This window comes from Solibacillus daqui (assembly GCF_028747805.1).
Classification (GTDB): domain Bacteria; phylum Bacillota; class Bacilli; order Bacillales_A; family Planococcaceae; genus Solibacillus; species Solibacillus daqui.
Window position 1 is genome coordinate 684,808 of record NZ_CP114887.1, and the last position, 26,185, is coordinate 710,992.

The window sequence follows — 26,185 nt, forward strand, 5'->3', positions numbered from 1 at the left end:
ACATGATTCCGTTTAATAAACCTCCAATAACAGGGCAAGAATTAGAATATATTAAAGACGTAATTGAAAGTGGCCATTTATGCGGAGATGGAAAGTATACAAAGTTTTGTCATGAATGGCTAGAAGAGAATACAGGCACAAAAAAAGCTCTCTTAACAACAAGTTGTACACATGCATTAGAAATGGCGGCTCTTTTATTGGATATCCAGCCTGGTGATGAGGTAATCATGCCATCTTATACATTTGTATCAACGGCAAATGCCTTTGTGTTACGTGGTGCTAAAATAGTATTTGTAGATATTCGTCCAGATACAATGAATATTGATGAAAAACTAGTAGAAGCTGCGGTTACTGAAAAAACAAAGGTAATCGTTCCAGTCCACTATGCTGGTGTGGGGTGTGAAATGGATACTATTATGGAAATTGCGCAACGTCATAATTTATTTGTTGTAGAAGATGCTGCACAAGGCTTAATGGCAAAATATAAAGGAAAAATGTTAGGAACAATCGGGCACTTAGGAACGTATAGTTTCCATGAAACAAAAAATTTTGTTTCAGGTGAAGGTGGTGCCTTATTAATAAATGATGAACGTTTTATAGAACGTGCAGAAATTATTCGAGAAAAGGGGACTAATCGTTCGCAATTTTTTAGAGGGCAAGTTGATAAATATACATGGCAAGATATTGGGTCTTCATATTTGCCAAGTGAATTGAATGCCGCTTATTTATATGCACAATTGTTACAAATTAAACAATTGCATCAGAATCGTTTGAACAAATGGAATACATATAATAATGGCTTAAAAAGCATTAGAAATATTGAATTACCACAAATACCCGAAGAATGTAAACATAATGGTCATATTTTTTACATTAAGGTAAAAGATTTGAATGAACGTACTAGTTTAATTAAATTTCTAAAAGAGAACGAAATACAAAGCACCTTCCATTATGTTCCACTTCATTCTTCACCAGCAGGTTTAAAGTATGGAAATTTAATTAACGATGAACATACTACTAAAGAAAGTAATCGTTTAGTAAGACTACCCTTATATAATGACTTAAATAAAATTCAAGAAATAATTAATAGATTGGAGAAATATTGTCGTGGAGAATAAAAATGTATTAGACAGCTTCTCTAAAGCATATGAGGATGATTTTGCATACGCGTTAGATAATGAATTAATGTTAAATTGGTATCCTAAAAGAATTATAGAAAAAGTATCAGGTGGTTCGCTATTAGAATTAGGAATTGGTCATGGGTATACTTCGATTTTATTCTCTGAAAATTTTAATCATCATGTAGTAGTTGATGGTTCTGAAGAAATTATATCTAATTTTAAAAAAAATAATGATGTGGGTCAGATTGAAATAATTCATTCTTATTTTGAAGATTTTCATACCGATGAAAAATTTGATGTGATTGTGATGGGCTTTATCTTAGAGCATGTTGATAATCCAGACTTGATTTTAGAAAAGTATAGACATTATTTAAAACCAAACGGAACAATATATATTGCTGTGCCGAATAGCGATTGTTTAAATAAGCGAATAGGGTTAGAAGCAGGTCTAATTGATAACATGAAGAATCTAACAGAAGCAGATTTGGCTTTAGGTCACCAAAGGATTTTTGATGTAGATTCGTTAAAAGATTTATGTGTTAAAAATGGTTTTAAAGTAAATAATATCGAAGGTATCTTTTTGAAACCAATTACAACGCAACAAATAAAAAGTTTAGAGCTATCAAAGGAAATACTGAATGCAATGTTGACGGTAGGGGTTAATTATCCAGAATTATGTGCAAGTATTTTAATGGAAATTAAAAATATTGATTAACTAGCTATACATAGCGATGTAAACAAGATCAATTAATGGAAATGTTAAAAGTTAAATCTAAAGGAAAATTAAATGAAAATATTAATTATAGGAAATACATCCATAGTAGGTAAGAAACTTATTAATCAATTAGAAAGTAAAAAAGAGATAGAGATTTTTACGACAGGTAGATCAAAGAATCCAGATATTTTATTAGATTTTGATAATCATTTTTTACCAGGAAATATCGAAAAGTATAGGTTTGATTTAATCATTCATTGTGTTGCTAATTTTGAAGAAACATCTGTTGAAGGGAGTTTTAATAATATAAAAGTTAACACCTTAGGAGCAGTGAAAGTTGTAGATATAGCAATAAAAACACAATGCAAAAGAATAATTTCTTTATCTAGTATTTCTACAATTTCACATCCTAGAAATGAATATTATAATTCTTATGGTATTTCAAAAAAAGCAGCAAGTGAGATTTTTCAACTATTAAGTAAAGAATATGGTATTGAATACTTAGAGTTATCTCCAAGTCAAATTTATGATGATACTGGTGAAGAAAAAAAACATCAAAGTTTGCTTTATTTTATAATTGATAAGGCTAGTAGAGGGCAAAGTATTACATTTTTTGGAGAACGGGATGTAGAAAGAAATTATATTTTTTTAAGTGATTTAGTAAATATTATAGAAAAAGCAGCATTTTCTAAAATTACAGGTGTATATTATTGTTGCCACCCCAAAAACTACAAAATCAGTGAGATTGCTAAAATAGCATTCAAAACATTTGAAAATCCGATACAATATAATTTTGATTATAATCAAAAAAATTTAAAGACTGTCTTTATTCCAAATAATAATGAGCTATATGAGTTGATTAATTATACTCCGAAAGTTGATTTAAAAGAAGGAATGAAGTTAATTAAACAAAAATTATATTAGAAAGGATGAAAAATACTTGTATAATATTTTAGTAACGGGTGTAGGAGCTATTATAGGGTATGGAATTGTACATTCATTAAGACAATCACAGTACAATGTAACAATAATAGGCACGGATATTTATGAAGATGCAGTTGGTAAAGAATGGTGCGACTTTTTTGAACAAGGGAAAATTGCCAGTTCCTTAGACTATCCTCAATTTCTTACTGATTTAATAGTGAAATATGATATTGATTTAGTTATACCAGGCATTGAGCAAGATATTGATCGAATAACAAAAGAGTATGAATATTTTACAAAGTTAAATGTGAAATTTGCAATAAATGATATGCAACTAATTGATATCGCAAATGATAAGTGGTTAACACACTTAGCGTTGATTAAAAATAAATTAAATGTAATACCTACGTTCATTGAAGGCAGTTATATTGAAATAGAAAAAAAACTTGGAATACCCATGTTATTAAAACCAAGAAAATCATATGCATCAAAAGGAATCTATAAAATTCAAAATATAGAAGATTACAATTATTGGAAATTTAAGTTATGTAATGAATTTATGGTTCAAAAAATTGTAGGCGACATTGATTCTGAATATACGGTAGCGGCATTTGGGTTAGGCGATGGTACTAGCTCACAGAAAATTTCATTAAAACGTAAGTTGGGACCAGATGGAGCAACTGCAAAAGCAAAGGTTGTTGATATTGTACAATTAAATAATACTGTAGATAAATTAGTTTCTATTTTTAAACCAGTGGGCCCTACTAATTTTCAATTTCGATATCATGAAGGTGAATTTTTATTATTAGAAATTAATCCTAGGATTTCATCGTCCACATCTATTAGAAATTCATTCGGTTACAATGAAGCAGAGATGTGTATAGATTTTTATTTGAAAAATAAAACACCAAAAATCTATGAAATAAAAAACGGTTCAGCAATAAGATATGTTAAGGAAAAAATATATTATGATAGCGATAATATCTGATATTCATGGAAATTACCCAGCTTTAAAGGCAGTTCTAGATGATATTGATAATCGAAATATAAAAAATATCATCTGTTTAGGAGATACGTCTGGATATTATTGTATGATAAATGAATGTATAGATGCATTAGTTGAAAGAAATATATTTTCACTCAAAGGAAATCATGATTACTATTTAATAAGTGGAGAAGGTTGTCCACGTTCAAATTCTGCAAATAGCTGTTTAGAGTATCAAATGAGTATACTTAAACCTAATAATAAAATATGGCTAGAAAACTTAAGAAGTAGTTCATTAATTATAGATGATAAACATTTTGTACATGGTGGATGGAATGATGAACTAGATGAATATTTATATGAAGTTTCAAAGGACTATTTCCAAAATAGAAATGGAAAATATTTCTTCTCAGGTCATACTCATGTTCCAATAATATTTAATATGAAAAATAAAATTTATTGTAATCCAGGATCGGTTGGACAACCTCGTGACGGTAATCCCAAGTCTTCATATGCAATTTTTAATAATGGAAAAGTAGAAAATGTAAGAGTAAATTATGATATTGATGTGATTGCATTTTATATGAAGAAAAGTGGTTTTGATAAGTATTTTTATGAAAATCTTTATTTAGGGAGTAAGATTGGCGGAGAGATAGCTGCAACTTTTGTTATGAGATAAATTTGAAAGGAATTTTAAAATGAAAAAAATAGCGATTTCTCAATCGAATTATTTACCTTGGAAAGGCTATTTTGATTTAATTAATTCGGTAGATGAATTTATTATTTTGGATACGGTTCAGTTTACTAAGCGAGATTGGAGAAATAGAAATAAAATTAAAACATATCAAGGATTGAAATGGATAACCTTGCCTGTTATGCAAAAAGGGAACTATTTTAATAATATAATAGATATGGAAATATCAGATTCAGATTGGATTGTAAATCATCTTAATATAATAGAGAACTCTTACAGAAAATCACCATATTTTAAAGAGGTTTATGAGTTTATTAAAAATATGTTTTCAAAATGTGAAAACCTAAAGAAATTAAGTCAAATTAATAAAGTACTAATAACAGAAATTTGTTTTGTTTTACAGATTAGAACTAAGATAGTCAGTTCTGAAGATTTTAAAGTAACTGGAGAACCAAATTTTCGATTAATTGATATATGTAAAGCTGTTAATGCAACCCATTATTTATCAGGACCTGCTGCTAAATCTTATTTAGATGAAAAATTATTTAAAGAAAATGGGCTATACGTAGAGTGGATGAATTACGATGGTTACCCAGAGTACAATCAACAATTTGGTGAATTTATACATCAAGTAAGTGTCATAGATCTACTATTTAATGTCGGTTTAGAAAATGCCAAAAATTATATAAATACTAATAATAGATAGAGAAATGTTTTATAGGCTTTATAAGTTCAAATAAAAGTATCTTTTAATTAGAGTAGGGTATTCGACAGTGTTGCGAGATAAAACTAAAAAAATACGTTGAATATAAATGGTGAAAAAGAGCGTATTTAAAGTATAACCTCTTTTTCTATTTTGTATATTTCGTTAAAAATACAAGGAGATGGAAAGGTGGATATTCTAATAACTGGCGGCGCTGGCTTCATAGGCGCAAACTTCATCCATTATATATTAGAAAAATATCCTTCTTATAAGGTTGTTAATTTAGATTTGCTTACATACGCAGGTGACTTGCAAAAGCTAAGCGGTATAGAAGACCATCCAAATTATACCTTTATAAAGGGTGATATTCGGGATCGTGAATTAGTGGAACAGCTTTTCGAACAATATCAGTTTGACGGTGTTATTCATTTTGCGGCAGAGTCACATGTAGATAATTCAATCAAAAATCCAGGAGCTTTTGTAGAAACGAATGTCAATGGTACGTTTACGCTGTTAGATGTAGCTAGACATTATTGGATAGAGGCACCGTTTAAAATGAAAAAGCAGTTTAAACATGCTAGATTCCACCATATTTCGACGGATGAAGTATACGGTACGTTAGGAAAGACGGGCTACTTTAACGAGGAAACACCATATGCACCGAATAGTCCGTATTCTGCTAGTAAAGCGTCCTCAGATATGCTAGTCCGCAGTTATTATCATACATATGACATGAATGTTGTAACGACAAATTGCTCGAATAACTACGGACCGCTGCAGCATGACGAAAAACTAATACCGACAGTTATTCGAAAAGCTTTAACGGGGCAAAGTATTCCGATATATGGTACGGGGCAAAATATTCGTGATTGGTTGTTTGTTGAGGATCATTGTAAAGCGATTGATATGGTTTTCCATAAGGGGATAGCTGGTGAAACTTATTTAGTTGGTGGGAATAATGAATTAACAAATGTTGAAATAGCTACAGTTATTTGTGGAATATTGGATCAACATTGTTCAAAGATTTTAAAAAAGCTACAGTTACATTCGTTTAAACAGCTGATTACTTATGTGGAGGACCGAGCAGGCCATGATTTTAGATATGCAATAGATGCGACTAAAATTAAAACAACATTAGGATGGGGACCTGATACGACGTTTGAAAAAGGTATAAATATTACAATACGTAGTTATTTTGAAAAATATCTTAAGTAGCGTATAAAATCTCCGAAAAAAATAGTAATACCAATACTCTACTACGCTCCGTGGTAGAGTATTTTTTAGGAGCTGTGATTTTGTTAAACTATAAAGGAATTACAAAAAATACTTTAATTTCTGACCTAAATATACCAAATTTAAAGTCATATATTCACTCTAATAGTGAAATTCTATTGGAAATGGATAAATTGAAAAATGAAATACAAGATAGCGCTAACACGCTTCTAGTAATCGGTGTCGGCGGTTCCTTTCTAGGCGCACGTGCAGTAATTGACGCACTTACCCCTTATTTCCGTACGCAAAATAATATGGAAATTATCTATGCTGGCAATAATATGAGCGGTGCCTACTTACAGCAACTGTTAGCTTACTTAGATTCAAAAGAAGTATATGTGAACGTCATTTCTAAATCAGGTTCAACAATGGAGCCAGCACTTGCCTTTCGTATCGTAAAACAATATATGGAACAACGCTACGGCTTTGAAGCACGGCAGCGAATTATTGTGACGACGGATGCCAAGATGGGAATCTTAAAACAAATTGCAGATCAAGAAGGATATCGTCAATTTGATGTACCTGAAAATGTCGGTGGTCGTTATTCTGTATTTACACCAGTAGGGTTATTACCAATAGCGGTGGCGGGTATTGATATTGAACAGTTTTTAAAAGGGGCTGAAGTGGCAGAACAGGATTTTTCAACTGTTGCTGTTGAGCAGAATGCCGCTGCGCATTATGCATTAACACGCTATGAACTTTATAAAAAGGGCTATGCGGTGGAACTACTTGCGTCTTTTGAGCCGCGTTTAAATAAGTTGCATGAATGGTGGAAGCAATTGTTTGGTGAAAGTGAGGGGAAAGAGCATAAAGGTCTTTACCCTTCCACTGTTAATTATTCCACAGACTTGCATGCTATCGGTCAATTTATTCAAGAGGGTAGCCCTATCATGTTCGAAACGCTCATACATTTTAGTGATATTGAAGAAGATATTGCAGTCCCGTATATTGAAGAAGATTTAGACGGGTTAAATTATTTAGCAGGACACACATTAAACCAAATTAATGCGACATCAAAGGATGGTGTTGCACTTGCCCATGAGGAGGGCGGTGTACCTGTTATGAAATTAGAACTGCCAAAGTTAGATGCGTACCATATTGGCTATTTAATGATGTTTTTTATGAAAGCTTGTGTCATAAGTGCCTCACTACTTGAAGTAAATCCATTTGATCAACCAGGAGTAGAGGCGTATAAGGTGAAAATGGTGAAACTTTTGCAGAAAGATGCAAGTAAGTTACCTAATTTTTGAGGAATAAATTACGAAAGGATGTTAATTGTGAGGTCTATTCTAGTTCCAGACTATTTATCTGAATTCAATTGTATTGATGGAGTATGAAGGGTTAGGTTTCATTGAAACAGAGGAATCTAAAAATACTCGAGGATTGATGAATAAAGAATTACTTTTAGAAAAACACCCACATTTTTGGGATTTACGTATATTTATTATTCAATTGATGCAAAATCGTCAGCATTCTATAGAAATTTTTAAAGTTTATTGAATCCTTACAACATATTGAGGGGAATTTGAAATTCCAAATTAATTTAGCTTGTGAACTAATTCAATATAAGGTTTCATATGGTGCATCGTCAGAAAAATATATCGCTATTCTAAAGCAACTATTAGATGGATTAAATCTTGATGAGGCCAAAAATGAATTTGATATTGACGTGACTTTATCAAAGTATGAAGAATCTATGGTGAAATATTATGAGCCATTTATGAAAGAAAATGAATTTATGCTCGAAAACTACATCGTCAATTATGTCTTTAAAAATTTAGTTCCTTATGAACTTATATTTATCAGATGAGTGAGAAAAAATGACGAAATCTGGTTATACGACAATGGCTCATATGTTTGTTCTAATCAAAAGCTAATTTCATGAATTTCAGTTATATGTCATTTAATGACGGAAAAACTGAAATTCTTTTTATTTTGTCCGATATTAAAACTAACAACGCTTGTATTTATTTCAAGGAGGATGGAAAACATGCGTATTTCAGGAAATGCAAGTCTTGAAGCAGTATCGGTTGCTAAGACTGCAAGTAATGTTGCATCAAAGGAAATTGTAGAGAAGCAAGGAAGCAAACCTACAATTGAAACACCAATGATACCTGCTGAACAAGTAAAACCTATTGATAATAGTGAAGAAACAAAAGTGAAAGTCCAAGATGCAGTAAATAAAATGAATGAAATGCTTGATGTGAATAATAGTTCTTCAAAGTTTATGTATCATGAGGGCTTAGAACGTTATTATGTGACAGTGGTGGATCGTGAAACAGAAGAGGTAGTCAAGGAAATTCCACCGAAGAGATTACTGGATGCTTTTTATGAAATGCAAAAAATGCTTGGCATGGTTGTAGATGAAAAAATATAATTTAGCTTTAATTACAAGGAGGAAATGATTATGGTAATGCGAGTTGGCGGATTAGCGTCTGGGATGGATATTGATGAGTTAGTAAAAAAACTGATGCAGGCAGAGAGAGCACCATTAGATAAGTTATTTCAAAAGAAAACAACGTATGAATGGCAACGTGACGCGTATCGAGGTGTTAATACAAAGTTAAAAACATTTGATACGTATGTTAGAGATAACTTATCTTTAAAAACTTTGAATTCTAAAACAGCGACAAGCTCGAATTCAAGCTTAGTATCTGCTACGGCGACAGGCAAAGCTTCTGGAACACTTTCGATTGAGGGTGTATCGCAATTAGCAGAGGCATCACGTATTACAAGTGGTCAGGTAAACGCGACAGGCTCTACTAAAATGAAGGATTTAGCATCAGGACCAATTGAATTTACTGCAGTTAAAGCTGACGGAACACCAGGGGAACCGACATCAATTGAAATTACAGATGATATGACAGTAGATGACTTTGTGAAAAAAGTTAATGAAAGCGGTGCTGGTGTATCAGCAGTGTTTGAAAATGGTCGATTCTCATTTACCGCAAAGAATACAGGTAAAGGCAGTATTCAGATTACTGGGGGAACACCTGATATGAAGCTTACTAAAGATGAAGGAGCTTCAATTCGCGAAGGTAAAAATGCAATTTTCCAAGTGAACGGCATTGCTACGGAACGTGCATCAAACTCGTTCTCAATAAATGGTTACAATGTTACTTTAAAATCAACATTTAACGGGGAACAAGCAACTGCCGAGCGCTATAATGGAGCTTATACGGAATGGAAATTTACAACTACACCTGATTATATTAATAAAATTGCAGAGGCTCTTAACTCATCAAACACAGCGTCAGATAAATATACAGAAGCTTATAATAAATTTTTAGCAGCGAAAGAAGATTTATTCGGTAGTGATGTTTCAGCTGAAGATCAGACTAACTTTTCTAAAATTAAAAATCCAGAATTTGCACGTAGCTTAACTGAAGGTGAGGTTAATACTTTAAAGGCACAAAGTTTTGCTGATGATGCTGCCTATCAAACATGGTTAAATGACGACACAACGGATGCGGATTTAAAAGCGAAATTAAAATCTGAAAATATTACTTTGGATCAAGCAAAAGGTGTACAAGCATTAGATTACAATAAGATTCAAAAACTTTCCGCTCACTCGATTTATAACTCAATTGGCAGTAAAGCAATGAATCAACTTACTACTGCTGATTTATCTACTCTGAGATTAAAAGGATTTAGTGATGAAGAAGCCTATCAAACATGGTTAAACGATGACACAACAGATCCAGATTTAAAAGCAAAGTTAAAAGAAGGCAATGTAAATTTAGAGCAGTTTAATTCTTTAAAAACAGTAAAAGACAATGAACTTACGGCGATGCAAAATCAATCAAAATATAGCACGCTTGGTGCAGGATTCTTAAGTGGTTTAAGCGCTGCTGAACAAGGGTTATTAAACGGAGCGCAAAAAGGAACAGTAGAAGATTTTAATAAGCAAATTGATACATGGAAAAACTCTACTAATGCAGAAGAAAAGGCACTAGGAGAAAAGCTATCCAAATTATCGGATTCACAAAAAAATGCACTTCGTGAAATGGACAGCACACAATTAACAGATTTCAGTGATTTAGCAAACAAACAAGTTGATGCTCAAGCTAAACTTGCAGATAAAACAGCAAAAGAGGCGGAATACAAAGCATTAGAGGATCGTCAAACAAAAGCGAAAGCAGATTTTAAGGACGCCTATAAACAACAATTTAAAAAAGATTATGTAGATGGTGATGATCCAGGTTTAATTGATGAAAATAATATTCCAACAGGTACAACCCCACCTGTAACAATGACTTCTACTACTAATGTAGACGACATGATGCAAAAGATTGAGGATTTTGTAAATACGTATAACGGATTAATAAAAGACCTTACAAACCAAACGAAGGAATCTAAATATCGAGACTATAAACCGTTATCAGATGAGCAAAAAAAGGACATGTCTGAGAACGAAATCAAGCTTTGGGAAGAAAAAGCGAAGAGTGGCTTATTGCGAAGTGATGCCCTTCTTCAAAAAGGCTTAGCCGATATGCGTTCTTTAGTGTATGAAACGAACCCAGGTTTAAGTGATTCTAAGTTTAATTCACTATTTAGTGTTGGTATTACGACAACGAAGAATTTTACTGAAGGCGGCATATTGGAAATTGATAAAGATAAGCTACGTAAAGCAATTGAGGAAGATCCAGATGCAGTTGAAAAGCTATTTAAAAATAGTGATGGGAAAAAGGATGCTGTAGTCGATGGTGAAACGGTTGATACACGCGGTTATGTAGATAAATTACGTGATTCATTGAAATCATTTGAAGTTTCTATCGAGAAAAAAGCAGGCCGTTCAACAATGACGGATGCACAATATTCAATTGGTAAGAGCTTAGTAGATACAGAGAAGCGTATTTCTACTTGGCAGGACAAGTTAAAAATGATCGAAGCCCGCTACTGGAAGCAATTTGGTGCAATGGAATCTGCTATTAATAAGGCGAATTCACAAGCATCAATGTTCATGCAAGGCTAAGAATTAGGTGAATTTAATGGAACAACTACAGCAGCTTTTACAAGCATCAGCGAAACTTTATCAGCACTTGACGAATTTGCCGAAAGACGAAGAGCGTGAGGATTATATTGAAAAGGTGCACACGTTGCTAGATGACCGTGGTATACTCATTGAAGAGATGCGCAAAAACGGCTTTCGTGTCGATTCTACGAATAAATCCCATCAAATGCTTATTGAACTCGACAAAGGCATTCGAGAACGTTTAGATAAAGTCATGAAGCTGATTCAAGCCGATTTAAAGGACCTACAAAACGCTAAGAAAAACGAGCAGCAATATATGAATCCTTATTCCAGTGTTCAGGTAATGGATGGTCGTTACTACGACAAAAAGAATTAATTATGAGCTTCAGAGGAGTGTAATTTGTGACAACAAATACAAATGCATTTAACGCATACAAACAAAACAGTGTTACGACGGCTTCGCCAGGTGAACTGACATTAATGCTCTATAATGGGTGTTTGAAATTTTTGGGGAAAGCAAAAGTGGCAATTGAGCAAAAGAATATTGAGGAGAAAAATTACAATATTCAACGTTCACAAGCAATAATTGCTGAACTGATGTCTACGTTAAATATGGATATTGACATCTCTAAACAAATGCTACCATTATACGAATATATGAACCGTCGCCTTGTGGAAGCCAACATGAAAAACGACCCGGCCATTATTGAGGAAGTCGAAGGTTTAGTGACAGAATTCCGTGATACATGGAAGGAAGTTATTAAAATCACGCGCCAGCAGCAATATGGTGGGGTTGAGCAAATATAAAAATTAATATTCATGTGGAAACAACTAACTTCCACTGATTGAAGAACCGAACTGTGTCATGAATAACTTATTATTTTAAAATATGATATATCGAGCGTGACGGCGGATTGGCCGGTAAAAGGGTCAATCGACAAGTCAGGAAAAAGGGGATACGTAACGTATCTCCTTTTTTCTTTTTAAATTCCATATACCCCTAAAACCTCTTTTTTACCACTGTGGTTACTTGAATGAAACCTCTAATATAGTCCTTAGCAGTCTCAATCTCTTTTATTTGCAAATAAATTTATTTGTCAAGTACACAACAATCTGTTCAGAAACAGAAATAAATCAAAAAATGTAAAATAGCTATAAAACATAAAAACAGATTTATCTGAAAATTAATGTTGCATACTTCGACAAGACACTCTATATTAGAATCAATAGGAAAAATATTGTAAAAATGGAGGTTGTTTCCTGTGGCTAAAGTATATTTAGATGGAATAGCATATAGGCAATTTGGCCATGAAGTTTTTTTTACAACGCTGCGATTGAAAACATTGCTTGCTATTTTCGAAGTCGATGCCAATGTACAAAGGGAATTAGATCCCCAACGAAAGCTAGAAATTCGCACATTTATTTTAAATAATGTAGAAAGAGAATGTGCATTTCATTTTACTCCCTTTTTATTCAGTGGGAGAAAGCAGCTCCAAAAAGATGAGCAAGGCTACTTTTTATCACCAGGGGCCAAGCTGTATACAATCGATGGTCAGCACAGAAGCTACGCCTTAGAAGCGGCAATTATTATGCTAAAAAGTGCATTAAATGCAATTGAATTTATTAAGCATGAAGAGAAAATAGCTAAGCTAAAGGCACAAATCGAATTTCTCGAAAATTTCCCGATTACACTACAAATTTATATGAATCTTAATGAAAAACAGGAACGGCAGATGTTCTCAGATGTCAATACCGAGCGAAAAGAAGCGCACCCTGGGCAATTATTACAGTATGATCATCGTGATGCTTATAGTATTATGACGAGAGAATTAGCACAGCGTTTGCAGAAGCATATGGATATCGAGTTATATGCATCGAGAGTAGTGAATAGCTCAACTGCACTAACAACACTTGTAATGATGAAGCGCTGTTTGGTTGCTTTATTCGACGGTTTATATGTTCAAAAAGCGGGTAAAGTCACATTTCAATATCCCCAACAGGAAGTGGAACAGATTGCAGAAGCCTTCTTTTTAAAATGGTTAGAAATTTTTCCGAAACATGCCCATCGACGTACAGAATATGTAACGGGCCTTACAGGAATACAAATCGCACTTGCCCTCACAGTTCATAGCCTCACGAAAGAGCGAAATATATCGCATCTTGAAGCCATTAATCTTTTATTACATTTGAAAAAAATTAGTTGGCAGCATACAGATCCTATCTTTGAATTTTTATACTCCGATGAAAAGAACTACATTATTGGTCATTCCAGCACACATGCTATCCGAAAAATTAAAAATGAATTTATGCAAATTATTAAAGATGAAATGATGGTGAAAATATGACGCAGCATTTGGCCATATATACAATCCATGAAATTGCGCAACAAATCGAGCAACAAACCATTATTTTGCGCAAAACCGAGGCGCGCCATACGAGAAAAATAAGGCAATATGTCATGGAGCAATTCGTTACAGGGGATGTTTTTATTCCACCGATTGTAGCAACTGAAAATAATGGTGTGCTCTATATTATCGATGGTAGCAGCAGACTTCGTAGCATGGTGGACATTTTACCAATGGCGAATCGAATGTTATTAAGTGAAGATATTGAAGAACAAAAGAAAGCAGCACAATTATGCGCAAGTATTGGTGATATAAAACTAGCATTTCAAGTATTTCATGATTTTACAGAGGAACAGCAGGACCAACTCTACTTGGATGCCAATACAAAAGGGAAAAAGGTGGCGTTGTCTAAACGCATTGCCTATGATTCGAGAAATACGATTAACACCGTAACGAACGAGCTGTTATTGCAGCATGAGGCGCTGAGATTTGCAGGAATTGAGCAAGAAAAGGTAAGCATTAACCGACCAGCGAATAAAAATTTCCTGTCTTTAAGTCAGCTACGTGCAATTGTCTCTCTTTTTTTAGTCGGCAAGGAAATCGAATCAGGAGTGCATACACAGCAGGTAGATCAAGTGTTAATTGAGCAACGTATGCCGATATTGAATGCATGGTTAGATGAGTTATTCATACTGGAAAGCCCTGATAAAATTGGTGATTATAATATTTCCATTTTGGCTAGTTTTTTATTTGTGAGGGGGTTAGCGTATTATGCATTAAAGGGCGAACAATTTATTGGACAGGCGAAGAAGACTGACTATGTGCGCAATCGAATGAAAGCGCTTAACCATGTGAGCTGGGAATCACGTCAATCACTTTGGCATCGTTTTGATGGGAGGTACAGAGGTCCAAGTGGGCTTTACTTTGTTACGAACAATAAAAAAACATTGGCAGCCATAATCAATTGGCTGTGCAATGAAGGGGGTGATGTTGTATTAAAAAAGTAGGAAATCAATAGAAAAACCTCTGTATACAGTCGGGCAAGACTTATCGTATACAAAGGTTTCTAGATCAGGAGTATCCTGACTATTGTTAGTATACTCCTTTTTTTATTATTTGAACATGGATAAAGAGCGAAAGGGAGTAGAACTCATGGAAAAGAACAAAAAGTATATTTTAACGTATGCAACACAAGTATTATTTGAAACAGTGGAGAATGGAAAACAAGGAATTGTAGTAATTGAAAATGGTGAAAGTTATTTTATAGAAGGATCATTAAATCGAATTATTGCCCACAATGAAATGTATTATATAACGAATCTAGAAGTAGCAAAACGCATTGCAAAAGAAATACTTGGTTCATCCTATGGGGCACCATATATTTTTATGGATATGGTATGGGTACCAGTAGAAATATATAATCGCAATGTAATTATTTATGTCGCCTTGCATCATATTGAAAGAATAAGCTGCCTTTCTAATTCAAAAACGTTATTGCAACTAACACAATGTGTAAATATAACACTTAGTATTAGTAAAAATAAGCTATACAGTCGTTTGCTAGTTGCTTGTTTACTAAAATTACTTATTGATTTAAAGAAAAAGAATATTTATAAAAAAGGTAATACGCTAAGTAAGCCGTGTGAGATTATAAAAGAACAGGGGAATGTTTATTATACGAAAAAAGACGATTTAGATAACAATTAAACTTAGAAAAATGGTGATGTTGAAAGTTAAATAACTTTTAATATCACCCTTTTTGTTGTAGTGGGAGGGATTTACGCAATGACTGCCAGTGAAATGTTACAGGTATCACGGTGTTTCAAAAATTTAGGTGACCAAATTCAAAGAATATGAAACAATAATGGGACAACGATTTACATATTTGAGAAATATTTTATCATCCTAGGTGAATTAATAAAGATCTTTAAGGAGACAACAATATGGATTATCAATTGATTTACGAAGATTGGATTCAAAAATCTTTGTATGAAAACGATTTACATCAAATCAAGGCAAATAAATCAGAAATCCAAGACAGCTTCCACCAACAACTACAATTCGGCACGGGCGGTCTACGTGGCAAACTAGGACCAGGCACAAATCGTATGAACACACATACAATCCGTCTTGTAGCGGAAGGATTGGCTCGCCAAATTGAACAGCAGGGTGAAGTAGCGAAAATGCGCGGAGTGGTCATTGCTTACGATACGCGCCATTTTTCACAAGAATTTGCATACGAAACAGCTGGCGTTTTGGCCGCGCATGGTATTCAAAGCTATGTATTCAAAGAAAGTAGGCCGACACCGGAGTTAAGCTTTGCAGTACGATACTTGGCTGCTTATGCAGGTGTTGTTATTACGGCCAGTCATAATCCGAAACAATATAACGGTTTTAAAGTGTATGGCGAGGACGGCGCACAGCTTACACCACAATTTGCAAATGACATTATGGCTCATATGCATGCGGTAGATTCGATTTTTGATATTCCGAATTCGTCAAGGTCTCAACTACAAAACTCAGATTTGTGTGTAGAAATACTAGAAAAATTGGATGATGCATATTTACAGGCGATTTCACATATTCAACTTAGCGAAAATGTAAAAGAAGATATGGCAATTGTTTATACACCTATACATGGGGCAGGGCTTGAGCCGACGATTCGAGGATTACAAAACTTTGGTTTTACGAATGTGCATCTGGTGCAACAACAGGCAGTTCAAGATGGCGATTTTCCAACCGTTATTTATCCAAATCCTGAGGAAGCCGATGCGTTTAAACTAGCGATGAAGCTTGGTGAGGAAGTAAGCGCACAATTATTGCTAGCAACAGATCCTGATGCCGATCGTCTAGGTGTGGCAGTGCTCGTTGACGGTGCTTATAAGCTATTAACGGGTAATCAATTAGGCGCTCTATTACTCGATTATATTTTGTCAAAACAGCCAGCTCAGCCAAATGCGGCGATGATTAAAACAATCGTGACATCGGAATTTGGTGCGGCTGTGGCTCAGAAATACGGTGTGGCAACTGTGAACACGTTAACGGGTTTTAAATATATCGCGGAAAAAATAGCAGAATGGGAGCTAACAAAAGAGCACAAATTTATTTTTGGCTACGAAGAAAGCTATGGCTATTTAGTGAGCGATGTTGTACGCGATAAAGATGCGGTGCAAATTGCGTTACTAACTGCAGAAATGGCTGCGTATTATGCTGCAAATGGCCAAACATTGTATGATGTGTTAAACGAGTTATACGAGGAGCACGGGTTTTATCAAGAGGCATTAATCTCACTGACATTTGAAGGTATGGAAGGACAGCAAAAAATCACTTCAATTATGGAGGCATTTCGAAAACAACCACCAAAACGATTTGCTGATATAGCCGTTAGGAAAATGGAAGATTATTTGACAGAGTCGATTAACGGTTTACCTCAAGCCGATGTAATAAAATTTATATTAGAGGATGATTCGTGGATTTGCGTACGACCTTCAGGAACAGAGCCGAAGTGTAAATTTTATATTGGGGTGAAAACAGAGAGCTTGTTAGAAAGTGAACAAAAAATTGAACAGTTAAAGTCTGCATTACAGCAGTGGGCTTAATAAAATGAGTATCTCGCGAAATGAGATACTCATTTTAATTTCAACTTTTGAAACAGATTTTTGAGGAATGCTACTTAAATTAAAAAGGTGAATATTATACAAATTATGTAATGTTAAAGGTATAATGTGGGTATGTAAAGAATTAATGTAATCGCTAGGAGGATTAAAATGACTTTTAAACGGACAGAGGGATTTCGTTTTAGTTTTGGAGAGCCAATTCCAGCAAAATATATCATCTTAGTTGACGGTAAACCAGAAGACCAAAAATTGACAAAATATAGCTGTGAAATATTAGATATTAGCCCACATGGAATGAAAATGTTTGCCTTTCATGATATTGGTGAAAATAGTAGTGAGCTATTGCAGCTTGAAGTTCAATTTATTTTAGACGAAATTTTAATTAAAGCCATCGGAGAAATCGTATGGAAAAAAGATTTCGGTAGCAAAATTCAATATGGGTTAATTTTTGTAGGACAACCCCAAGTTGAAGCATTAATTATAAGCGAATTAAAACTTCGCCGAAAAAAAGAAGTAGGTCAACGGTAAAGATTAAACCTTCCATCAAGATATGACGAAATGTCGAAATTTGAAAAACATTTTTAAAATCTAGAAGGGATTTTACCAACTGTGTAGAATTAGTAATTATAGCCGTAATGAAGGAGGAGTTCACATGCTAAACTTTAACATTCGTGGTGAGAACATTGAGGTAACTCCAGCGATTCGCGATTATGTTGAATCAAAAATTGAAAAGGTAGAGCGTTATTTTAATGACGACTTAAACGCGAACGCTAATGTTAATTTAAAGGTGTACAACGACAAACAAACTAAGGTAGAAGTAACAATTCCGATGAAGAATTTAACGCTTCGTGCTGAGGAACGTCACAATGACATGTATGCAGCAGTTGACTTAATCGTTGATAAATTAGAGCGCCAAATTCGTAAACATAAAACAAAAGTAAATCGCAAATTCCGTGATCGTGAAGGCGCTGGGCTATATTTTGCAGCGGTAACGCAAGCAGGAGCAATAACAGAGTCGTCTGAAGAAGAGTACACAATTGTTCGTACAAAACAATTCGACTTAAAGCCAATGGATCAAGAAGAAGCAATTTTACAAATGAACATGCTAGGTCACGATTTCTACATCTACACAGACGCAGAGTCAGACGGCACAAGCATCGTTTACAAACGAAAAGACGGCAAATACGGCTTAATTGAAACAAACTAACATTCCAAACGAACTGCCTGTAATGGGTAGTTCGTTTTTTAAATGGTGACTGTTGCTATCCTTTTTACACAGAATGAACATCCTAATTATACAGAGAAGTGGTGCTGATTTGCGCCGTACCTATAACTAATGGTAAAATGTAGTTTGAGACTATTTATTGGGAAGTGACCAATTCGATGGCAAATTTATTAAATAAATTATTTGATTTCAATAAAAAAGAAGTAAAGCGTTTAGAAAAAACGGCAGATAAGGTGGAGGCATTAGCAGGACAGTTTGAAAGCCTATCTGACGAAGCATTGAAAGCAAAAACAGAAGAATATAAAAATCGTTTCCAAAACGGTGAAACAGTAGAGCAATTATTACCAGAAGCCTTCGCAACAATTCGTGAAGCATCTTGTCGTGTATTAGGGATGTTCCCATTCCGCGTACAAATTATGGGTGCTGCAGCGTTAAACGAAGGTAACATCGCAGAGATGAAAACCGGTGAAGGTAAAACGTTAACAGCTACAATGTCTGTATACTTAAACGCCATTACTGGGAAGGGTGTACATGTTGTAACAGTCAACGAATATTTAGCAAGCCGTGACGCGCGTGAAATGGGTGAGCTATATGAGTGGTTAGGCTTAACAGTCGGCTTAAACTTAAACAGCTTATCGAAAGAAGAAAAACGAGAAGCCTATGCTGCGGATATTACGTATTCAACGAACAACGAGCTAGGGTTCGACTATTTACGTGACAACATGGTGCTTTATAAAGAAGACCGTGTACAACGTAAATTACATTATGCGGTAATCGATGAGGTAGACTCGATTTTAATCGACGAAGCACGTACACCGTTAATTATTTCTGGACAAGCTGGTAAAACAGCACAGCTTTATGTACAATCAAATGCCTTTGTGCGTATGCTAAAGCAAGATGAAGATTACAACTACGAGGAATCGACAAAAGGTGTAACGTTAACAGAAGCAGGTATCGAAAAAGCCGAGCGTTCGTTTGGTATTGATAACTTATTCGATTTAGCACATGTTCGTTTAAACCATGCGATTAACCAAAGCTTAAAAGCACATGCATCAATGCATTTAGATGTTGATTATGTTGTGCAGGATGGTGAAATCGTTATCGTTGACGGCTTCACAGGTCGCTTAATGAAAGGGCGTCGTTATTCAGACGGCTTACACCAAGCAATTGAAGCAAAAGAAGGCTTAGATATTCAAAACGAATCAATGACAATGGCAACCGTTACATTCCAAAACTACTTCCGTATGTACGAAAAACTGTCTGGTATGACAGGTACAGCGAAAACAGAAGAAGAGGAATTCCGTAACATTTACAATATGCAAGTTGTCGCAATTCCAACGAATAAACCGATTGCACGTGATGACCGTGCGGATTTAATTTATGCAACGATAGATGGTAAATTTAAAGCAGTTGCTGAAGATATTGCTGAGCGTCACCGAGCTGGCCAACCAGTTTTAGTTGGTACCGTTGCGATCGAAACGTCCGAGATTATTTCAAAATACTTAACGAAATTTAAAATTCCACATAACGTATTAAACGCGAAAAACCACGAAAAAGAAGCGGAAATTATTTTAAACGCGGGTCAAAAAGGTGCGGTAACAATCGCAACTAACATGGCCGGTCGTGGTACGGATATTAAACCGGGTGAAGGCGTACTAGAAGTTGGTGGTTTAGCGGTAATTGGTACAGAGCGTCACGAGTCACGTCGTATCGATAATCAGCTGCGCGGTCGTTCTGGTCGTCAAGGGAACCCAGGGGTAACGCAATTCTATCTTTCTTTAGAAGATGAATTGATGCGCCGTTTCGGTTCGGACAAAATGAAAGCAATGATGACACGACTTGGTATGGACGATTCTCAACCAATTCAATCAGGCATGGTTTCAAAGGCGGTAGAATCTGCGCAAAAACGTGTAGAGGGTAATAACTTTGATGCGCGTAAACGATTATTACAATATGATGATGTATTACGTCAGCAACGTGAAGTAATCTACAAAGAGCGTGAAGATGTACTGGATTCTGAAAATATGCGTGAGTTAGTAGAGTCAATGATTGCGCAAGCCATTGAAAATGCAGTAGCTGTTCATACGCAAGGCGAAAAGGATGCTTGGACACTTGATGCACTAGAAGATTACATCGCAGCCAACCTTTTAGATGAAGGCGATCTGACAAAAGCAGATTTAGAAACAAAATCACCTGAAGAGATGATGGCGTTTATTTCTGAAAAAGTAACAGCGCGCTACAATGAAAAAGAAGAAGCAATGACAGCAGAGCGTATGCGTGAGTTCGAAAAAGTTATTTTACTTCGTTCAATTGATACGAAATGGATTGACCATATCGACGCGATGGATCAATTACGTCAAGGGATTCATCTGCGAGCATACGGTCAAAACGATCCTTTACGTGAATACCAACAAGAAGGTTTCGCAATGTTCGAGGAAATGGTAGCAGCAGTGCGTGAAGACGTGGCGAAATATGCGTTAAAAGCAGAAATTCGTAGCAACTTACAACGTGAAGAGGTAGCAAAAGGTCAAGCAGTGAACCCAAAAGAAGAGGGCGCAGCAAAGCCAAAAAAATTACCAACACGTAAAGCCGAAAACATCGGACGCAACGACCCATGCCCATGCGGTAGCGGCAAAAAATACAAATCATGCCACGGCGTAGGACAATAGAGTAAGTAAACCAAACAAGGTCATTGAAACCAAACTCAATGACCTAGTTTGTTTTTTAGGTTGTAATAAAATTTAATCGTAGTTTAATGATGTGTGATTTTTTTGAAATAGTAGTTAGACGTAGTGAAAGGGAGGCAGACTCCACCGGGAAAAGCGTCCTCACTGTAGCCTAGGCTAACGGATAAAAAAGCCACACTCTAAAACACTATACAACGGAGGAAAATAAATGATGGAATTAGCAGACGTGCGGAATGCGCTCGAAAATACAGCTACAAAACTAGCGGACTTCAGGGGGTCTCTTTGACTTAGAAAACAAAGAGGCACGTATCCAAGAATTAGATGAGTTAATGTTAGAGCCAAATTTTTGGAACGACCAGCAAGGTGCACAGACAATTATTAACGAATCAAATGGCATTAAAGCTGTTGTTAACGAATACAACGATTTAATCTCAACACAAGAAAACCTAGAAATGACATTAGAACTGCTACGTGAAGAGCCGGACGAAGAATTACAAGAAGAGCTTGGCAATGAGCTAACAGAGTACCGAGAAAAAGTGGAAGCGTTCGAATTACAAATGTTATTATCTGAGCCATATGATAAAAACAATGCGATTTTAGAGCTTCATCCGGGTGCAGGTGGTACTGAGTCTCAAGACTGGGGTTCGATGCTTTTACGAATGTACCAACGTTGGGCAGATAAGCGCGGCTTTAAAGTCGAAACATTGGACTATTTACCGGGCGATGAAGCAGGGATCAAATCGGTTACATTAAAAATCTCTGGTCATAATGCTTACGGTTATTTAAAGGCAGAAAAAGGTGTTCACCGTTTAGTACGTATTTCGCCGTTTGATTCCTCAGGTCGTCGCCATACGTCATTCGTTTCATGTGATGTGATGCCAGAATTTAATGATGAAATTGAAATCGAGGTTCGTGCAGAAGATTTAAAAATTGATACGTATCGTGCAACAGGTGCAGGTGGTCAGCACATTAATACGACGGACTCTGCTGTTCGAATTACGCATGCGCCTACAGGGGTTGTTGTACAATGTCAGGCAGAGCGTTCACAAATTAAAAACCGTGAAGCTGCGATGAAGATGTTAAAATCGAAACTATATCAATTAGAAATAGAAAAGCAACAAGCACAACTAGATGAAATCCGTGGTGAGCAAAAAGAAATTGGCTGGGGTTCACAAATTCGTTCGTATGTATTCCACCCATATTCAATGGTTAAAGATCACCGTACAAGCGCAGAAACAGGTAATGTTGGCGCGGTGATGGATGGCGATTTAGATTTATTCATAACAGTGTATTTACGTTCAAAAATTTCATACTGATTTATGATTGGGAATGTCCTAGAAGTTATTCAGGGGCATTCCCTTTTTTATAGTGAAAATTTTAGTTAGATGTAGTTGGGACTTGTCAAATAGATGAGGATATGTGATAATAAATACGAACAAACGTTCTTAAAATAAGGAGGCATTTTATGCTACAAATCCCTTCTGGAACGATTCCGTATTATGAATCAGGCATTTATTTGCCGTTATTGTTAATTATTCTTGAAAAAGATCAACGAATTATTGAGCAAAGTCCGTTCAAGTTTAAAACGCCATATTTACAATTAATTGATGCTACACGAATAAAAATTGAGCAAGAGTTAAAAGAAACGAAGGACTATTTTACACTTCATCAGATGCGCTTAGTTAGAGGGAAAACGGATGATTTGTTTACCGAGTATCAATTTTATTTTGGTGGGGTCATGGAGTGTAGAAGATATTCGAATATTCGCCTTCGTAATCAAAGTGAGTTACTTCTTGCTGAATATATTGGAAAGTCTTAAGCTCATATTAAAGCTTTGCGTTGTAATATGAGGTTTTTATAGTAAAGAACGGCTCTTACGTATTGCTGATTAAATGATTTTAAGTGCACAGGGAAAATTTGCTCTGTACCATCGACAAATGTCACCAATGTCGATTCGTTCATTTCTTCAATATTAATAATGGCATTGACCGTCACCCAAATATTTTGTTTTGAATGAGGGGAAAATAAAGGGAATACAACACAAGGATCACCAAAGTTATAGGCAACCATAATCGGTACTTTATGTCGATTATGTCCCAAAAATTCTCTTGCTTGCTGTGTAGTTGCTTCAAATGTTGAACCATTTAAGGTGCAAGTATGTCGAATTACTCTCAACGGTGGGAATGACATTGTAGTTTTTCCGTGCTTGTCTAATATTACTGTGAAAACTTTATCGGAATTTGGTTGTGAAATTAAGCAATAGGTCGAATTAGTAATATAGTACTTAGATATTTGTTCGCGATTTCGATTCATTGTAGACTCCTTTCTTATGAAAAAATACTTAAATTTTCACTATATATCTAAATTAATGCATAAAAAGTCAAAAATCAACACTATTTTTAGAAAATTCTGTAAAAAGATAATTATTCAGAATATATTGCAAATTAAATATGGTTTATCTTATAATGGAAAAAAGAGATCGAGGTGATATCGATGGATAAATATTATTCATATACAGACTTTTTAAAAGCAGTAGGCCATCAGCCAACGGAAAATCAAGCAGAAAAGTTGTTAAGTGAAATTTATTTAGATTTATTTATTAGTCGAATACAACGTATATATCGTATCGAACAATTAAAAACGCTAATCGATAATTCATTAGATCAGAAGAACCAGCGAGATTTTTATACCTATGCTTCCGAACTAAAAATGCTAATGGAAGCACCGATTTCTTAAACAGAGAAAGCTACCTAACTATTTAGGTAGCTTTTTGTGTGTGGAAAATTAGTCTACTCTTAGAGATATTCGGCGAGAATATTAGAAGGCATGCACTATATTATCGAGACGATTTCGAATATATGTTCGCAAAATAATCGTCAATTAAAAATGCGTATGGTAAAATGTAGTTATGAACAAAACGATAGAAAGGATAGCAACTATGACAGAGACTTTTACAATTCAATCAGCGTACAAGCCTGCTGGCGATCAACCCGAAGCGATCAAAGAACTTGTACATGGCATAAAAGAAGGCAAACGTCATCAAACGTTACTTGGTGCTACAGGGACAGGGAAAACGTTTACGATTTCAAACGTAATTAAGGAAGTCAATAAACCAACGCTAGTAATGGCCCATAATAAAACACTGGCAGGTCAATTATATAGTGAGTTTAAAGAATTTTTTCCAGACAATGCGGTTGAATATTTTGTGAGTTACTATGATTATTTCCAACCGGAAGCATATGTACCACAAACCGATACGTATATCGAAAAGGATTCGAGTATTAATGATGAAATTGATAAGCTGCGACACTCGGCTACGTCAGCGTTATTTGAGCGTAAGGATGTTATTATCATTGCTTCGGTATCGTGTATTTATGGTTTAGGGAATCCTGAAGAATACCGTGAGATGGTTGTATCGATTCGAACAGGAATGGAAATTGAACGCAATCAATTACTGCGAAAATTAGTAGATATTCAATATGAACGTAACGATATCAACTTTACGCGCGGAACATTTCGTGTGCGAGGAGATGTTGTTGAAATATTCCCAGCGTCTAAGGATGAACACTGCATTCGAATTGAATTTTTCGGAGATGAGGTAGACCGTATCCGAGAAGTGGATGCACTAACAGGTGAAATTCTAGGTGAGCGTCAGCACGTGGCCATTTTCCCTGCATCCCACTTCGTAACGCGTGAAGAAAAGATGAAAATCGCTATTGAAAATATTGAAAAAGAGCTACAAGTGCGACTTGATCTGTTGCGCTCGGAGGATCGTTTACTAGAGGCACAGCGCTTAGAGCAACGTACAAATTACGATTTAGAAATGATGAAAGAAATGGGTTTTTGCTCAGGAATCGAAAACTATTCACGTCATTTAACATTAAGAGAATCGGGAGCAACACCATATACATTGCTTGATTATTTCCCGGAAGATTTCTTACTTGTTGTCGATGAAAGTCACGTAACATTGCCTCAGGTGCGCGGTATGTATAATGGTGACCAGGCGCGTAAAAATGTATTAGTAGAGCATGGTTTCCGTCTGCCATCCGCGCTAGATAACCGTCCATTAATGTTCGATGAATTTCAGTCGAAGGTCGGTCAGGCGATTTATGTTTCGGCAACACCAGGACCTTTTGAATTAGAGCATACACCAGAAATGGTACAGCAAATTATTCGTCCGACCGGCTTACTTGATCCAAATATTGATGTTCGCCCAATTGAAGGGCAAATTGATGATTTAATCGATGAAATTCATGAACGAATTCGTCGTAATGAGCGTGTTTTAATTACAACTTTGACGAAAAAAATGTCTGAGGATTTAACAAATTACTTGAAGGAAATGGGCTTAAAGGTTGAATATTTACACTCAGAGATTAAAACACTAGAGCGAATTGAGATTATTCGTGAGCTGCGTAAAGGAATACATGATGTGTTGGTTGGTATTAACTTACTTCGAGAAGGGTTAGACATTCCGGAAGTGTCCCTTGTCGCAATTTTAGATGCTGATAAGGAAGGGTTCTTGCGTTCGGAGCGTTCGCTTATTCAAACCATTGGACGTGCTGCGCGTAATGCGAACGGTCATGTTATTATGTATGCAAATAATATGACGGATTCAATGACGAAGGCGATTTCCGAAACGAAACGTCGTCGTGAAATTCAAATGGCGTACAATGAACAGCATGGAATCGTACCACAGACAATTATCAAAAAAATACCAGACATCATTCGTGCAACGCAAGCGGCTGAGCAGGAAGAAAAGTATATTACAAAAGTAACGGGCGGCAAAAAGCTAACGAAAAAAGAGCTGCAAAAGCTAGTTGAAACATTGCAAGTTGAAATGAAAGAAGCTGCAAAAGCATTAGACTTTGAACGTGCAGCAGAATTACGAGATATGATTTTTGAATTGAAGGCAGAAGGGTGAC

25 protein-coding genes are annotated in these 26,185 nt (G+C 35.4%); 24 read left to right on the plus strand and 1 reads right to left on the minus strand.

The window, feature by feature from the left end; translation table 11 throughout:
- Positions 1–2: 2 nt before the first annotated feature.
- The 22 genes from rffA to O7776_RS03270 all read left to right on the plus strand — a co-directional run bounded on the left by rffA (position 3) and on the right by O7776_RS03270 (position 23,082).
- Complete coding sequence (gene rffA / locus O7776_RS03165; protein WP_274309202.1) at positions 3–1,118, plus strand: dTDP-4-amino-4,6-dideoxygalactose transaminase; 1,116 nt, start codon at positions 3–5, stop codon at positions 1,116–1,118.
- The gene (locus O7776_RS03170; protein WP_274309203.1) at positions 1,108–1,836 is read left to right on the plus strand and encodes a class I SAM-dependent methyltransferase; all 729 of its coding nucleotides are present in this window, start codon (positions 1,108–1,110) and stop codon (positions 1,834–1,836) included. Before rffA ends, O7776_RS03170 begins: the two co-directional genes overlap by 11 nt.
- 72 nt (positions 1,837–1,908) lie before the next feature.
- Positions 1,909–2,760, plus strand: coding sequence for an NAD-dependent epimerase/dehydratase family protein (locus O7776_RS03175; protein WP_274309204.1), 852 nt, complete (start codon positions 1,909–1,911; stop codon positions 2,758–2,760).
- Positions 2,761–2,776: 16 nt separating this feature from the next.
- Positions 2,777–3,748: an ATP-grasp domain-containing protein gene (locus O7776_RS03180; RefSeq protein ID WP_274309205.1), complete on the plus strand. Its 972-nt coding sequence runs from the start codon at positions 2,777–2,779 to the stop codon at positions 3,746–3,748.
- Positions 3,729–4,424 (plus strand): metallophosphoesterase family protein, encoded by a 696-nt coding sequence (locus O7776_RS03185; protein ID WP_274309206.1) that lies wholly within the window; start codon positions 3,729–3,731, stop codon positions 4,422–4,424. Before O7776_RS03180 ends, O7776_RS03185 begins: the two co-directional genes overlap by 20 nt.
- 19 nt (positions 4,425–4,443) lie before the next feature.
- Positions 4,444–5,145: a WbqC family protein gene (locus O7776_RS03190; protein ID WP_274309207.1), complete on the plus strand. Its 702-nt coding sequence runs from the start codon at positions 4,444–4,446 to the stop codon at positions 5,143–5,145.
- A gap of 186 nt (positions 5,146–5,331) precedes the next feature.
- On the plus strand, positions 5,332–6,357 hold the full coding sequence (rfbB, locus tag O7776_RS03195; protein ID WP_274309208.1) for a dTDP-glucose 4,6-dehydratase: 1,026 nt from the start codon (positions 5,332–5,334) through the stop codon (positions 6,355–6,357).
- A gap of 80 nt (positions 6,358–6,437) precedes the next feature.
- A complete protein-coding gene (locus tag O7776_RS03200; protein WP_274309209.1) occupies positions 6,438–7,664 on the plus strand; it encodes a glucose-6-phosphate isomerase in 1,227 nt (408 codons plus the stop codon).
- A gap of 275 nt (positions 7,665–7,939) precedes the next feature.
- Positions 7,940–8,224, plus strand: coding sequence for a hypothetical protein (locus O7776_RS03205; RefSeq protein WP_274309210.1), 285 nt, complete (start codon positions 7,940–7,942; stop codon positions 8,222–8,224).
- Positions 8,225–8,404: 180 nt separating this feature from the next.
- On the plus strand, positions 8,405–8,791 hold the full coding sequence (locus O7776_RS03210; protein ID WP_274309211.1) for a flagellar protein FlaG: 387 nt from the start codon (positions 8,405–8,407) through the stop codon (positions 8,789–8,791).
- A 30-nt stretch (positions 8,792–8,821) separates the two neighbouring features.
- On the plus strand, positions 8,822–11,389 hold the full coding sequence (fliD, locus tag O7776_RS03215; protein WP_274309212.1) for a flagellar filament capping protein FliD: 2,568 nt from the start codon (positions 8,822–8,824) through the stop codon (positions 11,387–11,389).
- Positions 11,390–11,405: 16 nt separating this feature from the next.
- Positions 11,406–11,765, plus strand: a complete 360-nt coding sequence (gene fliT, locus O7776_RS03220; protein ID WP_274309213.1) for a flagellar protein FliT — start codon at positions 11,406–11,408, stop codon at positions 11,763–11,765.
- Positions 11,766–11,791: 26 nt separating this feature from the next.
- Positions 11,792–12,196 carry a flagellar export chaperone FliS gene (gene fliS / locus O7776_RS03225; RefSeq protein ID WP_274309214.1) on the plus strand — a complete coding sequence of 135 codons (405 nt, stop codon included), beginning with the start codon at positions 11,792–11,794 and terminating at the stop codon, positions 12,194–12,196.
- 455 nt (positions 12,197–12,651) lie between these two features.
- Positions 12,652–13,734: a DNA sulfur modification protein DndB gene (locus tag O7776_RS03230; protein WP_274309215.1), complete on the plus strand. Its 1,083-nt coding sequence runs from the start codon at positions 12,652–12,654 to the stop codon at positions 13,732–13,734.
- On the plus strand, positions 13,731–14,741 hold the full coding sequence (locus tag O7776_RS03235) for a DNA sulfur modification protein DndB (protein ID WP_274309216.1): 1,011 nt from the start codon (positions 13,731–13,733) through the stop codon (positions 14,739–14,741). The genes O7776_RS03230 and O7776_RS03235 overlap by 4 nt, the downstream gene beginning before the upstream one ends.
- 145 nt (positions 14,742–14,886) lie before the next feature.
- Entirely contained in the window at positions 14,887–15,441 is a 555-nt protein-coding gene (locus O7776_RS03240; protein ID WP_274309217.1) for a competence protein ComK, read from the plus strand.
- A 236-nt stretch (positions 15,442–15,677) separates the two neighbouring features.
- A complete protein-coding gene (locus tag O7776_RS03245; RefSeq protein ID WP_274309218.1) occupies positions 15,678–17,333 on the plus strand; it encodes a phospho-sugar mutase in 1,656 nt (551 codons plus the stop codon).
- Positions 17,334–17,501: 168 nt separating this feature from the next.
- Positions 17,502–17,879 (plus strand): PilZ domain-containing protein, encoded by a 378-nt coding sequence (locus tag O7776_RS03250; protein ID WP_274309219.1) that lies wholly within the window; start codon positions 17,502–17,504, stop codon positions 17,877–17,879.
- Between the two features lie 124 nt (positions 17,880–18,003).
- The gene (gene hpf / locus O7776_RS03255; protein WP_274309220.1) at positions 18,004–18,558 is read left to right on the plus strand and encodes a ribosome hibernation-promoting factor, HPF/YfiA family; all 555 of its coding nucleotides are present in this window, start codon (positions 18,004–18,006) and stop codon (positions 18,556–18,558) included.
- A 176-nt stretch (positions 18,559–18,734) separates the two neighbouring features.
- Positions 18,735–21,245 carry a preprotein translocase subunit SecA gene (secA, locus tag O7776_RS03260; protein WP_274309221.1) on the plus strand — a complete coding sequence of 837 codons (2,511 nt, stop codon included), beginning with the start codon at positions 18,735–18,737 and terminating at the stop codon, positions 21,243–21,245.
- Between the two features lie 229 nt (positions 21,246–21,474).
- A protein-coding gene (prfB, locus tag O7776_RS03265) for a peptide chain release factor 2 (protein WP_274310437.1) occupies positions 21,475–22,579 on the plus strand; the annotation gives its coding sequence in 2 pieces (ribosomal slippage) (positions 21,475–21,546 and positions 21,548–22,579; 1,104 coding nt in all).
- A gap of 149 nt (positions 22,580–22,728) precedes the next feature.
- Positions 22,729–23,082 (plus strand): YhjD family protein, encoded by a 354-nt coding sequence (locus tag O7776_RS03270; RefSeq protein WP_274309222.1) that lies wholly within the window; start codon positions 22,729–22,731, stop codon positions 23,080–23,082.
- Between the two features lie 2 nt (positions 23,083–23,084).
- On the opposite strand, the gene O7776_RS03275 is transcribed toward O7776_RS03270, so the two are convergent.
- Positions 23,085–23,576, minus strand: a complete 492-nt coding sequence (locus O7776_RS03275) for a competence protein ComK (protein ID WP_274309223.1) — start codon at positions 23,574–23,576, stop codon at positions 23,085–23,087.
- Positions 23,577–23,756: 180 nt separating this feature from the next.
- Between O7776_RS03275 and O7776_RS03280 the strand changes: the two genes are divergently transcribed.
- Both O7776_RS03280 and uvrB read left to right on the plus strand, forming a co-directional pair.
- Complete coding sequence (locus O7776_RS03280) at positions 23,757–23,999, plus strand: IDEAL domain-containing protein (protein WP_274309224.1); 243 nt, start codon at positions 23,757–23,759, stop codon at positions 23,997–23,999.
- Positions 24,000–24,201: 202 nt separating this feature from the next.
- Positions 24,202–26,184, plus strand: coding sequence for an excinuclease ABC subunit UvrB (gene uvrB / locus O7776_RS03285; protein ID WP_274309225.1), 1,983 nt, complete (start codon positions 24,202–24,204; stop codon positions 26,182–26,184).
- The last annotated feature ends 1 nt before the right edge of the window (position 26,185 follow it).